13 protein-coding genes are annotated in these 12,181 nt (G+C 38.0%); 9 read left to right on the forward strand and 4 right to left on the reverse strand.

The window, feature by feature from the left end; all coding sequences use genetic code 11:
• The first annotated feature begins 1 nt into the window (after position 1).
• From O7776_RS08610 to O7776_RS08620, 3 genes are read left to right on the forward strand one after another with little or no spacing between them, the layout of a single operon-like run.
• Positions 2–496: a hypothetical protein gene (locus O7776_RS08610; protein ID WP_274310187.1), complete on the forward strand. Its 495-nt coding sequence runs from the start codon at positions 2–4 to the stop codon at positions 494–496.
• Positions 497–517: 21 nt separating this feature from the next.
• Complete coding sequence (locus O7776_RS08615; RefSeq protein ID WP_274310188.1) at positions 518–1,360, forward strand: DUF1835 domain-containing protein; 843 nt, start codon at positions 518–520, stop codon at positions 1,358–1,360.
• Positions 1,357–1,713: a hypothetical protein gene (locus O7776_RS08620; RefSeq protein ID WP_274310189.1), complete on the forward strand. Its 357-nt coding sequence runs from the start codon at positions 1,357–1,359 to the stop codon at positions 1,711–1,713. Before O7776_RS08615 ends, O7776_RS08620 begins: the two co-directional genes overlap by 4 nt.
• Before the next feature lie 70 nt (positions 1,714–1,783).
• On the opposite strand, the gene O7776_RS08625 is transcribed toward O7776_RS08620, so the two are convergent.
• The 3 genes from O7776_RS08625 to O7776_RS08635 form a co-directional block, all read right to left on the reverse strand.
• Entirely contained in the window at positions 1,784–3,064 is a 1,281-nt protein-coding gene (locus O7776_RS08625; RefSeq protein WP_274310190.1) for an RNA-binding domain-containing protein, read from the reverse strand.
• A gap of 236 nt (positions 3,065–3,300) precedes the next feature.
• Entirely contained in the window at positions 3,301–3,861 is a 561-nt protein-coding gene (locus O7776_RS08630) for an AAA family ATPase (protein WP_274310191.1), read from the reverse strand.
• A 168-nt stretch (positions 3,862–4,029) separates the two neighbouring features.
• Complete coding sequence (locus O7776_RS08635; RefSeq protein WP_274310192.1) at positions 4,030–5,115, reverse strand: response regulator transcription factor; 1,086 nt, start codon at positions 5,113–5,115, stop codon at positions 4,030–4,032.
• A gap of 130 nt (positions 5,116–5,245) precedes the next feature.
• Here O7776_RS08635 and O7776_RS08640 point away from each other — a divergent pair, with 130 nt between their 5' ends.
• Positions 5,246–6,139 (forward strand): 3-hydroxyacyl-CoA dehydrogenase, encoded by an 894-nt coding sequence (locus tag O7776_RS08640; RefSeq protein ID WP_274310193.1) that lies wholly within the window; start codon positions 5,246–5,248, stop codon positions 6,137–6,139.
• A 268-nt stretch (positions 6,140–6,407) separates the two neighbouring features.
• Here the strand turns inward: O7776_RS08640 and O7776_RS08645 are convergent, their stop codons facing one another.
• Positions 6,408–7,574 carry a YhgE/Pip domain-containing protein gene (locus O7776_RS08645; protein WP_274310194.1) on the reverse strand — a complete coding sequence of 389 codons (1,167 nt, stop codon included), beginning with the start codon at positions 7,572–7,574 and terminating at the stop codon, positions 6,408–6,410.
• Between the two features lie 157 nt (positions 7,575–7,731).
• Here O7776_RS08645 and O7776_RS08650 point away from each other — a divergent pair, with 157 nt between their 5' ends.
• From O7776_RS08650 to O7776_RS08670, 5 genes are all read left to right on the forward strand, one after another.
• Positions 7,732–8,367, forward strand: a complete 636-nt coding sequence (locus tag O7776_RS08650; RefSeq protein WP_274310195.1) for a TetR/AcrR family transcriptional regulator — start codon at positions 7,732–7,734, stop codon at positions 8,365–8,367.
• A 188-nt stretch (positions 8,368–8,555) separates the two neighbouring features.
• Positions 8,556–8,780, forward strand: a complete 225-nt coding sequence (locus O7776_RS08655) for a hypothetical protein (protein WP_274310196.1) — start codon at positions 8,556–8,558, stop codon at positions 8,778–8,780.
• Between the two features lie 299 nt (positions 8,781–9,079).
• Positions 9,080–10,219 carry an acyl-CoA dehydrogenase family protein gene (locus O7776_RS08660; protein ID WP_274310197.1) on the forward strand — a complete coding sequence of 380 codons (1,140 nt, stop codon included), beginning with the start codon at positions 9,080–9,082 and terminating at the stop codon, positions 10,217–10,219.
• 6 nt (positions 10,220–10,225) lie between these two features.
• Positions 10,226–11,095: an ABC transporter ATP-binding protein gene (locus O7776_RS08665; RefSeq protein ID WP_274310198.1), complete on the forward strand. Its 870-nt coding sequence runs from the start codon at positions 10,226–10,228 to the stop codon at positions 11,093–11,095.
• Between the two features lie 13 nt (positions 11,096–11,108).
• Positions 11,109–12,173, forward strand: coding sequence for an ABC transporter substrate-binding protein (locus O7776_RS08670; protein WP_274310199.1), 1,065 nt, complete (start codon positions 11,109–11,111; stop codon positions 12,171–12,173).
• Positions 12,174–12,181: the final 8 nt, after the last annotated feature.

Here is a 12,181-nt window from a genome sequence, read left to right on the forward strand (position 1 = left end):
TGTGAAAAAAGTGCTTATTTTCGGCAGTATAGGTGTGCTGCTCTATTTACTTTTAAGACCGTCGTTTGAGCCAACAATGCTTGAAATCGCGCAACGTTATGAGGAAAGATGGGGCATTGAATTGCCAGAGCCACAACGTTTTGAACAAGTTTGGGAGACAAAATATGCATCACATGGGGACGGCGAATGGTATTCAATCATGCATTTTGAACAGGAACTTCTTACTCCAAGTGATGCGGATTTGATTAAGATAACAGAAAAAAATGATACGATTATTTCGGGCAAGGTCAGTCGTTTTATAACCGATACCATTAATACACATTTAGGAGATACAGAAACACAAACAGCAATTCGTGAAGCATTTGACAAACACCCTATTGAATATTCGATCGGTGATTATTATTTTCATAAAGCTGAAAATTACGGTCAAGATTATGTAATTGGCGTGTATAGAAAGTCGCAGAGAAAAATCTACTTGCTGGAATGGCATCAGTAATGGAAATGAGAAGGAGCAGTTATGAAACATATAATTTTCGGTGAATCAGCAGCTTGTTCTTTAAAGTTTGCATTAAAAAAGGAAACAGCCCAAATCATTGCGTTCCCTGACTATTTAGGGGAGGGTCCAATTCAAGAGCTATTAACAAAAGAAGGATTGAAACAGCGGTCATCTTGGCTCGAGCATGCTTTTCGAATGGATGGCTCACAGTGGGGAAATAGTTTTGAACAGGCAATAAAGCAACTAGAAAAGGTGACTGAAGATGATTCGGTGCTTGTTTGGGCGAGTGAGAATGCTGCCGAGCAGTTTGGGCTATGTCTTATTTGTCATGTCTTACAGTTTAAAAATTGCCCAATTTATTTCTGTGATACCTATGAAAATATGCTGTATTTACACCCTCAGCATAATGTTCAGATGGAAATTCGTCATACAGGAGAGGTCAGTTCAGAGCAGTTTCGTCATATGCTCACGGAAAAGCTGTTTGAGCAGTTAGCACCAGAAGAGATAAGTGATTATGCTAAGCAGGCAGCGAAACTTATGCAGGGCAACTCGCTTCTTCGCACATGGCGCCGTGGTGAAATTTTAGAGGATGTCGAAACGCGTGACGATGCGCTGATTTTTCATTATTTACAAGAGCTCCAGCAGGAATCCAATGAAGAATATATTCGAGCACCACGCATCATCGGTCATGTGCTAGGCTTTAGTGTGCACGACATTCATGATACATGGATTGAATATCGTTTGCTTGCACTCATTGGGGAGGGCAAAGTGGCATATCGCGGAGATTTACGGACAATGCGGACGTATGAAGTGAAATACTATGATAGGGTGAATGAAAGTGTTTGGCTAGGGGCAAAATTATGAAAAAAAATATACCTCTTATTTTAGTTGTTTCCCTATTATGCGGACTTTTATATTGGGCACTCACTGCGCAACAATACACAGTGTCAAAAGGAAAACTGATTGATTTACTTGAACAAGGTGAAACGGTCATTGATTTAACCAAAGTCACGAATTTCGAATGGACACAAGTTGATGCATTCGGTCCATATACGACAACGGAGATGATGGAAGAAGCATTGGGAATTTCGATTGGCTTTGGTGGTGGAGAAGTACTGGAGTCGAACTTTAAAATTGTCTTTGCCAATGATGAAAAAAAGCTAAGCTCCATCACATTAAGTAGGGAATACGGTGATTATTCAGTGAAGGATAATTGATATTTGGTGGTGGAGAAAAATAGTGCTGCATCGCAATAACCTCACGTAAAAAATAACGTGAGGTTAGCATTCATTCAATAATTTGATATTTTGTTTTCGGCCCATATCCGATACGTTCAATTTGATTGGCTAGAATTAGCTTATCTATAATTTTACGCACAGTTGTCTTACTTTTATTTAAAAAGGTTTCGAGCTCTTTTGCTGAAAATTCAGGGTGATGGGTTAACCAAGTAGTTAAATGTTCATCTTCCATTGGTGCTGTTAGAAATGGTTTTTTAGGTAATGTCACAACGAAGGCATTCGGTCCGATTCGCCATGCAGGTGACACGGTGCTATCTTTGTAGCTTTCAACCATACATTGTAAACCTGTGCCGTACCTTTCAATCCATTTTAAACGGTAAAAAACATTCGCTAACTTTGCATTGCGGCTTTGTGAAATCCCCAGATCAATATCCTCGACCGTCAAACCGTTTACCAAACCACCAACAGAAATAATTTCAATTTCGTTTTGGAAAAGGTGAACGAGGATACTTCCACTATAGCTATAATCACGGTGTGTAACTGCATTGACTAACGCTTCACGTAAAGCATAAGAAGGGAAGATTTCATGTTCTTCGCTTTGTAAACCTTCAAGATGAGCGGATTTTTCATTATCGAAATTCAAATATTTTAAAGCTTGATCAACTTGGGTTAAAATGGATCCGCTAAACTCTTTGCGATTTTGAACTTCGAGTTTATCATTATCTAAAAAACGTGCGCATTTAATGGTATGTTCACATTGGTCGGAAATAAGTAAGGCTAAATTTGTAAAATAGCCGTCCTCTGTTAGCAAGCCAAGCTTTCGTTGCTGCTTCGCTGCAAACTTTATTCCCTGTTTTTCGAATACTTCTAAAGCATCATGGAACGTTAAGTCCTGTTGTATACTTGGCATTGTTTCGAAGTTTGTGCTATCTGTTTCGAGAATCATCTGACGGATATTTTCTTCAGAAGCCTTTATAACAGAAGTTCCCTCGCGAACAAATACGCCTGATGGGTTCATTCCTTTATTCTTCAAATAATAAGGACGTCCTGTACCACGTGACACGGAAATTTTTATGATTTCTTTTTCGTCAATTGTTTCAAGTTCTATAAAGGTGTGTACTGAAATGTCCGGTTGAACGCAGTCACGTAGCATATTAGAAACAGACTTTGATACTTTCTTGGCATTTTTTAAACCTAATACGGAGCCGTCATTGTCAATACCAATATATAACTCGCCTCCTAGAGTATTAGCAAATGCAATAACTTCCCGTTTTACATCCTTCGTTAATTTACGTTTAAATTCTACAGTCGGAGATTCTTGTTTATCCATAATTATCACCTCTACCGATTATTTATTTGTAATCAATAGGAATCGATTATAATCGATTAACCAATTCACAGCATCCTTATTAAATATATGTTTAACAACCTGATAAAATATCTCCACAACACAAAAAAGCGAGAGAAAATCTCACTTTTGCTCTAGCATTTCAATAAACGCTATTAATATATCAGTATTGATGACTGAAACATCCTGCAGTAAATCAAAGCTTCTTCCAATTATTGTCAAATGCCATCCTTCTTTTGTATAATCATTTCGATTTTACTTAATAACTGCTGCGCCGTAGTCTGTTCATCAACTGTCATAACATAATCGACCTCATCGCAAGTGGGGGAATCGATTTGTGGAAGCTGACTTTCTAGCAATTCCTCATATGTATAAGTTGAGTCGCGAAATAGTTTTGTGTCACGCAATGTGTTGTCAATTCGGGTTTGTAACACTTCTCGTGCAAAATCAAAGTGAATGTACACGCGAACAAATTGCTCAGCAGGGAAGAAGCGTGCCAATAGCTGCTGGCGCGGGGCTTTATGGATATTGCTATTACATAAAATTAAATTGTAACTAGTTTCTGCAATGGCATAGTGCAATAATGTTTCAGATAGAAGAAATTTCAGAGTATTCGGCCCGTTTTGTGGTACGAGCTTTTCATAATGTGCATTTAAAAATTCCGCCTGATTATCTTGATCGAGCACGACAAAATTCACGAGCGCCTGTTCAAGTTGCCGAGCAAGCGTCGTTTTTCCACTATGCGTAGGGCCAATAGTAAGAATCACTATTCGTTTCATCACATTCATCCTTCAATGTTGTTTTTATTTTCGATACATATCTACTACATAAATTCTGTAATCAAAATAAGCATATAAAATGATTGCGATTTTACATGCCTTTATTTATGAGATTTTGCGTATTAAATTCCTAAAGGCTGCTCCTTTACATGCTCCAAAACACCTTATTTATTCCACCAGCCCCATACGAAAAGCAGTCGAAATGATTTGAGTTCGATTGTTCGCCTGCAATTTGTCCATTAATCGTTGCACATAATCACGCACTGTAAATTCGCTTAAAAACAGAACATTCGCAATTTCTTTATTTTTATAGCCTTCAGCAAGCAAATACAAAATCGTATATTCCTTCTCGCTTAGCTGCATACGGTGATTCAAGTGATTGCGCAGTTGCTTACGGGCTAAATACATACCAAGACGCTTGCCTGCTTGTTCAAGTAAAAACAATTTTTCATTGTCACAATCAAATGTTTCTCCCATTTGGTCAAATGATATCCAACCAAATAACTGCTGTTCATATTCAATCGGAATAAATATGACGGAAGAAAGCCCAAACAAATCAATTGCTACTTGTTGTACATATGGCGCAGGATCTTTAAGGAAAATGGGTTTTTTTAACGTAAAAACCGGCTCGATTTCGATATTACCTTGCATACGTTGTACTTTAGGTAATTCAGTACCAATGACACCTGAAAACTCATTGAGCCAAGGATTATAACTATAAAAAATACAGCGCTTAAATTGAAAAATTTCCTCGGCCTTTACTAAAAGTAGCGGTAAATCCTCCGTACCATTAAGCTGAATCAATTCAATACTAAATGCATCAAGTTGCTTTAATGAAGCCTTCGTCAATTCAAGGGTAGCTATAGGCTTTTCAAGTAATTGCATAAAAGAACGCATACTTTGGTTCATAACTTCTTCATGCGTTGCTAAAATCGCTTCTTTATTGGAATGGTCGATTGAATCTAATACTGTACGCAAAACATGCTCAATTGCTATGGGGAAATAGTTTGATTTATCAACAGGCAAGCCGTGCTGATGAACGCGCACCCAATATTGGAGTGCTTCCAAATTGACTTGCTGCTGCTTCATTTGATTTGCTAAAAATTGCAAAAATGAAATTGAAATGAGATGAAATTGACGCTTCTCAATTGCGGTCAAATCGGGAATACTCTCAATGTACGCTGTCGCTTCATTTTGCAGGTCACTTCGATACATCTTTAAGAATAACAAATACGGAAATTGTTCGCTTGTCATGATTTCACCTACATTTATATGTTTTTTGTTTATGAAATAACCTTAATATATATGTATCATATCACATGAAAGCGCTTTATCATAAAGGTATAAGTTATATCATTAAAATTCTTTCAAAGGAGAGATTCTTATGAATTTCAAAAACGTAACGATCGCTGGTAGCGGTGTATTAGGCAGCCAAATCGCATTCCAATCAGCATTTTTTGGTTTTAACGTAAATGTTTATGACATAAATGACGGTGCAATTGAAGCAGCAAAAACACGTATGGAGTCATTAAAGGCGACATATGGTGAGTATTTCAACGATACAGAAAAAGCAGAAAAGGCATTTGCTAGCCTAACTTATTATACGGATTTAGCACAAGCAGTAAGAGACGCAGACATCATTGTTGAAGCGGTGCCAGAGCGTATCGAAATTAAACAAAACTTCTATGAAAATTTAGGTAAAGTTGCACCTGAAAAAACTGTATTTGCATCAAATTCATCCACATTATTACCAAGTCAATTTGCACATTTTACAGGTAGACCTGAAAAATTCTTAGCATTACATTTTGCGAACTCCATTTGGCAAAACAACACAGCAGAAGTAATGGGTCACCCTGGTACAGAAGAACAGTACGTGGAGCAAGTAGCAGACTTCGCGCGTGCGATTAACATGATTCCATTCGTACTAAAAAAAGAACAACCAGGCTACATCTTAAACACATTATTAGTGCCATTTCTATCAGCAGCGATGGAGCTTTGGGTTAAAGATATTGCCGATCCACAAACGATTGACAAAAACTGGATGATTTCTACCGGCGCACCACGCGGGCCATTCGCGATATATGATGTTGTTGGTATGGAAACACCGTACAACTTAAACTTAATGCGTGCTGAGATAGACCCAGCTGCAAAATTTGTTGCAGAAAAAATTAAGCGTGAAATGATTGACCAAGGGAAAATGGGGATTTCAACAGGAGAAGGCTTTTACAAGTATCCAAACCCAGCCTACATGGATCCTAACTTCTTAAAATCAAATTAATTTTTTGTACATGCGCATCTTGCAAAAGGATGCGCGTTTTTTTGTGCATAGAAATGTCTAAATTTTTTAGTGTAACCCTTTCGAATTTCGAAACTGCCTTCATTCGACCTCGAAATGTGTTTTCTCTTAACGAAAGAATACCAAAGCTAAGAGGGGCGCGTTAAAGAGAAGGAGCTATAATCTAAAATTAGATATGGCCTATTAGTATAGTCTTTCACTATAAATCAAAAAACAGTCTATGTGTAATTTTACACATAAACTGCATTTATTAATTTTCGCTAATTTCATGCTTTTCCATCAAATTTTTCACCCAAATTAGCACAAATGCAATGATAGCAATGACAATTAGCACGGTTGAATTACTGTTTAACACGTCGTCACTGAAGAATAAAATATCTTTCAAGCCCTCAATTAAGAAGCCAAATGGTAACCAAGACACAACATAATCGCGATAGAAACTTGGAAGCATTTCCGGTGCTAATTGAATTAAAGGCAGTCCGAAGAACATTAATATTGCAAAAATTGGCACGACAGCGATACCAATCCATTTTAAACATGCCAATACTAAATACACATAGCCTAAAAATGCGATAGATAGCATCAAAGCAACCGAATTGAACGATTCGAACTCATAGCCTAATACCCATGTGGAAACTAGCGTGATAACATAGCCTGCAAAGAAGTTATAAACGATTGGTAATAGTGATTGTGCCATTTGAAATAGGCGGGCTTGCTTCATCGAACTGAAATTGCGCTTGCGTCCAGCAAAGTAAAAGAGAACTGCGCCAAGTAAGCTAGAAATCCATATAGATGTAAATAACCCCATTGGTACAGAGGCTAACCCATTTACTGGATTAACTTTATACGTTTCTGTTGTAATCGGAGTCGCAAGCAACGGAATCAACTGTGGCTGAACAGGGGATACTGCTGCCGCTAATTGCGGATTGTCTGCGAATTGCTGTTGCAGCGAAGTTTGTACCTCTGTTAGTTTTGCAATCGTTTGCGCACTCATTGTTGAACCAAGTTGTGTCGCCATTTTTTGAAGCATCGTTTCAACGGTAGTTGCGACGCTTGCATTGTAGCCTTCATTTACATATATTTCTACAATCGCTGCTTCAGGTGCGTTTGATTGCAATGAAGCCAATTGCGCCGAAAAATTTTCTGGGACGACTAAACCGCCGTAAGTTTCACGCTGATTCATAGCCTCTTTCATAATTTCCACAGAATCATATTCAATAAACTTAACTGCATCTGGCGCATTCTCAATTAATTTTTCAGTAATGGTAGCCCCAATCTCTCCAGTATCTTCATTGACTAATGCAATGGGTAGATGCTTCGGCTCTATTTTCGCAGTCGGAATCTGTGCCATTAAAAAAATGAACGACACTAATATAACCGCAAGAAACGGAATGATAAAAAATTTATTTTCCTTCATATGCCAATTTGGTCCTTTCTATTTACTCAACGTAATGTTGATTAATGTATAATGCGATTATAAAGAATTTCGTAATCGATGCCCATAAACAATAATAGGTACTCTGTATGTTACTCAACATAATGTTCCATATTGTTTATTAAAAGGAGGAGAAAAAATGGATCGTAGAAAACGAAAATCCCGTGAAGCATTGCGTAAAGCATGTTTAGAATTAGTAAGAGAAAAAGGATTTGAAGCGATGACGATTTTAGATATTACCACGCGCGCTGATTTAAATCGTGGCACGTTTTATTTACATTTTGTTGATAAATACGACATGGTGGAGCAATTTGAAAAGGAGCTTATTTCGAAGATTGAACATGCGCTGCTAGACGATATAACTGAGATACATACGCTTGAAGAATTAGTTCATTCACGCAAATTATCACTTATCAAAATCTTTGATTGTTTTCAGGAGGATCGCGATTTACTAGAAATTATTTTCAATACGAAAGGGGTAGTTTCGTTTCAGCAAAGTTTAAGTGACATTGCGGAAACGGTATTTGAAGACAAACTCAATCGTGAAAAATTAAAGCTTGATAAACATATTCCCCCAGAACTGTTTCGCATCGTGATCGTGTCGCTCATGGTTAGCATTGCACAATATTGGCTTAAAGGCGATAAGCATGTATCTTCTGAAGTAATGGCGCACGGCTTTTTAAATATTATGATGAATGGACCTGCGCGTGCAACAGGGTTAATTCCAGGGGTTTACATCGACATTGAAGATATTTTTAGCAAAACCCAAGACTAAGGTGCGCCGATGCTTTACGGTAGCACCTTTTTTTTTCGCTCCCATAGAATAGTCAGATAGGCAGTCGCAAAAATTTGCGCTTGTTTTATTCGAACATCGATGGTGGGGAATAGATTAAATGAAAAATGTAAAATAATAGGTGTTGATTATGATACAATTACTTCAAATACAATAATAGGGAGCTAGTTATGGATATGATGAACCAATTTGGATCGGTGTTATGGTTGTCACTAATGCCACCGATTTTTTATATTTGTTGTTTGTATTTTACATTATCCTTTTTTCAACATTTGAAATCTGGGGAAGAGGCAAAAATTAAAAAAGCAAAATTAGGTGCGGTAATCTCTCTTTCAATTGCATTATTATTACCTTCTATATCACAACTAATTATTTATTTAGTCATGATGCGATAAAGATTTTAAGGGCTACTAGCAAAATTGTTAGTGGCTTTTTATTGTAGCGAGTGTTCAATAATGCTCAATTGATAAAAAATTCACCTCGAATAACGACATTTTCATGTATATTCATCGAAGATTTATCCTTCCTATCCACTACTTTATTACGTTAATTAACTAAAAACATATTAAACTAATAAGAATTATAAAAATTAATTATTGACTTTAGCAAAATGAATCTGTAAACTAACGAATTAAGATTTGTTGAATTGTAAGAAAATTCAAGGACTTTAAATTTAAAGGGGTGCACACAACATATGACAGCAGTGGCAAACATTCAAGAAGTTGCCTATGAACTCGCAGCGCAGTTTGAACAAACAGCGGTACAGCGAGATAAAACAGGAGGTAATGCAAAATATGAACGAGACTTAATCCGCGAAAGCGGGCTTTTAAAGCTTTTAATTCCTAGTGAATATGGTGGTTTAGGTGGTAATTGGCGAGATGTTTTTGAAGTTGTTCGTATTTTTGCACGAGTAGATAGCTCACTTGCACATGTTTTTGGTTATCATTTTGTGAATTTAGCAACTCCGCATTTATGTGGAAGCGAGTCACAGAAAGAATACTTCTATCGTGAAACAGCAGCGCATAATCTATTTTGGGGTAATGCCTTTAACCCGGTAGACATTAAGCTAGTTGCAACAAAAACGGCGAAAGGCTATGTGTTAAACGGTGTGAAAACATTTTGTTCAGGTAGCGTTGATTCGGATGTATTACTTGTATCGGCACAGGAAGAGGGACGTGAAGAGCCTTTGTTGGTTGTAATACCAAGTAATCGAATAGGTATAGATATGAAAGGCGATTGGGACAATATGGGGCAGCGTCAAACAGACAGTGGCACAATCATTTTCAATCAAGTTGAGGTTTCAGCAGATGAAGTGTTAGAGCGCGGTTTTAATGCTAGTGAGTTTTCAAAGCTGCGTTTAAATATTGCTACATTCACTCTGAATCATCTGTATTTAGGCATTGCAGAAGGTGCGCTACAATCAGCACTAAGCTATACAAAGCAGCACACTCGACCACGTTCAATTGCTCAAACGTCCGCGATTGAAGATCCAATCATACAGCATCATTACGGTCAGTTTTACGTCCAGATAGAAGCGGCAAATTTGGTGGTACATAAAGCCGATACATTATTACAGAAACTTTGGGACAATCCAAATAATATTACACCTGAAAAACGTTTTGTGCTTGAAATGGCATTGCAAACAGCGAAAGTATTTACGACAACAGTAGGCTTAGATATTACTTCACGAATTTTTGAGGTAATGGGTAGCCGCTCAACATCCAACCAATTCGGCTTTGATCGATTTTGGCGCAATATTCGTACCATGACGTTGCATGTACCAGTAGACACAACGATTCAAAACCTAGGCTATCAATTTTTAACGAAAGGGTGATGTGAGATGGTGTTATTGCAACAAGAGGTGGAACTGCCCATAGAAATTCCTGAGCAACGAAAGTTTTCGCGCAAAAACAAAATCGAAGCGCGTGGCATTGATTTTAGCTATGATGGGACGACGAAAATTTTAAATAACATTGATTTAGATGTAAAAGAAGGTGAATTCCTTGTATTCATGGGACCGTCTGGCTGTGGCAAAAGTACATTTTTACGCATGATTGCCGGGCTTGAAGGCTTTGATAATGGAGACATTGTCATCAACGAGAATTCAGTAAAGACGAAGCATCCGGATTGCGGCGTTGTGTTTCAAGATTATTCGCTGTTCCCATGGTTAACTGCTCAAGCAAATGTTGTGCTAGCACTCAAGCAACGCAACAAAACCAAGTCGAAAAAAGAGCTAACACATATCGCTGAAGAGTATTTGACGCTTGTGAATTTAGGGCATGCCATTAAAAAGTACCCAGGGCAAATGTCGGGTGGAATGAAGCAACGAGCGGCTATTGCACGGGCACTGAGCTACGGCTCGGATCTGCTGTTAATGGATGAACCATTCGGCGCACTTGACCCTGTTACACGTATTCACTTACAAGATTTAATCGTTCAAATTCGTGCGCAGCAAAATCGTACCATTGTTTTTGTAACGCATGATGTCGATGAAGCCATTTACTTAGCAGACCGCATTATTATTTTTGCACCTGGAAAAAATGGCGCAGTGACAAAATCAATTGAAGTGTCAGTAAAAAAGGGAACAGACCGTCAAAAATTATTTGAAAGTTTCGAATTCCGTTCGTTCCGCGAATCATTACTAAACGAAATGAATGAACAAATTTTAAATAGCATAAAAAACGAAGTGTCAGATGGCGCAGGAATTTAGGAGGATTTTTTAAATGAAGAAATTAAAATTATTCGCACCTTTTCTACTCGCGGCGAGCGTATTAGCAGCATGTGGGGATGATACAGACGTAAAAACAGGTAGTGCTGAAGAAGATTTTGAAATTACAGTCGGCTTAAGCCAATCATCTGGTGGAACATTAGTAGACATTGCTTACCAGGAAGGCTACTTTGAAGATGAAAATTTAATAGTTAATCGAGTTGGGTTTGCGAACTCCGCAGATGGTTTAAATGCATTACAGGCAGGGAAAGTTGATGTCGGTGTATCGTTCGGTACTGCAGGTCCGCTAACATTTATCGCAAATGGTTCAGATTTTTCAATTATCGGTGGGCATTTAGAAGGTGGACACCCGATTTTAACGAAGAAGGAAAATGCAGGTCAATATACTTCGCTTGAAAGCTACAAAGGTAAAAAGGTAGGGACGATTCGTATTTTTACATCAGATATCGTATTCCGCTCAGCGCTTGAAGATGCCGGTATTGACTGGAAAAACGAAGTCGAAATCGTTGAATTTAAAACGGGTAGTATGTTGTTAGAGGCAGTTGCATCAGGAAAAGTTGATGTTGCGGTATCAGCGAACTCGTTTTACGCACAAGCGATAGATATGGGCTTAGAAGCGGTTGCGTGGAGTAATGATTTACAAGAGGGGCATGTATGCTGCCGAGTTGTTACACGTACCGAATTATTATCAGATCATGACGGTGAGGCATATAAACGTTTCTTAAAAGCATTAATTCGTGCTGAGCGTATTAAAGGCGAAGACCCACAAGTTGCGGTCGCTGCAGCGAAGGAATACATGAAAGTAGATGAGAGCGTAATTAAGACAATTGTCAACGATCCGCATTCAAATTACTCATCTGACCCAAGTAAGGAAAAGGTTGGACAAATGTGGGAGCAAATGAAGGAAATTGGCTACATTGAAAATGTGGATGATATTAATATTAACGATTATGTAAATATTGACCTATATGAGCAAGCGTTAAACGAGCTCATCGAGGAGCATCCAGATGATAGCTACTATCAAAAGCAGCTTGTACGCTTTAACGAACAAAATATTTAAAGGGAGTG

Source organism: Solibacillus daqui, assembly GCF_028747805.1.
GTDB lineage: Bacteria > Bacillota > Bacilli > Bacillales_A > Planococcaceae > Solibacillus > Solibacillus daqui.

What these genes read in the sequence shown, in the direction of transcription:
- O7776_RS08615 (WP_274310188.1), top strand. Translation starts at nt 518, where the DNA reads ATGAAACATATAATTTTCGGTGAATCAGCAGCTTGTTCTTTAAAGTTT.
- O7776_RS08620 (WP_274310189.1), top strand. Translation starts at nt 1,357, where the DNA reads ATGAAAAAAAATATACCTCTTATTTTAGTTGTTTCCCTATTATGCGGA.
- O7776_RS08625 (WP_274310190.1), bottom strand. Translation starts at nt 3,064, where the DNA reads ATGGATAAACAAGAATCTCCGACTGTAGAATTTAAACGTAAATTAACG.
- O7776_RS08630 (WP_274310191.1), bottom strand. Translation starts at nt 3,861, where the DNA reads ATGAAACGAATAGTGATTCTTACTATTGGCCCTACGCATAGTGGAAAA.
- O7776_RS08635 (WP_274310192.1), bottom strand. Translation starts at nt 5,115, where the DNA reads ATGACAAGCGAACAATTTCCGTATTTGTTATTCTTAAAGATGTATCGA.
- O7776_RS08640 (WP_274310193.1), top strand. Translation starts at nt 5,246, where the DNA reads ATGAATTTCAAAAACGTAACGATCGCTGGTAGCGGTGTATTAGGCAGC.
- O7776_RS08645 (WP_274310194.1), bottom strand. Translation starts at nt 7,574, where the DNA reads ATGAAGGAAAATAAATTTTTTATCATTCCGTTTCTTGCGGTTATATTA.
- O7776_RS08650 (WP_274310195.1), top strand. Translation starts at nt 7,732, where the DNA reads ATGGATCGTAGAAAACGAAAATCCCGTGAAGCATTGCGTAAAGCATGT.
- O7776_RS08655 (WP_274310196.1), top strand. Translation starts at nt 8,556, where the DNA reads ATGGATATGATGAACCAATTTGGATCGGTGTTATGGTTGTCACTAATG.
- O7776_RS08660 (WP_274310197.1), top strand. Translation starts at nt 9,080, where the DNA reads ATGACAGCAGTGGCAAACATTCAAGAAGTTGCCTATGAACTCGCAGCG.
- O7776_RS08665 (WP_274310198.1), top strand. Translation starts at nt 10,226, where the DNA reads ATGGTGTTATTGCAACAAGAGGTGGAACTGCCCATAGAAATTCCTGAG.
- O7776_RS08670 (WP_274310199.1), top strand. Translation starts at nt 11,109, where the DNA reads ATGAAGAAATTAAAATTATTCGCACCTTTTCTACTCGCGGCGAGCGTA.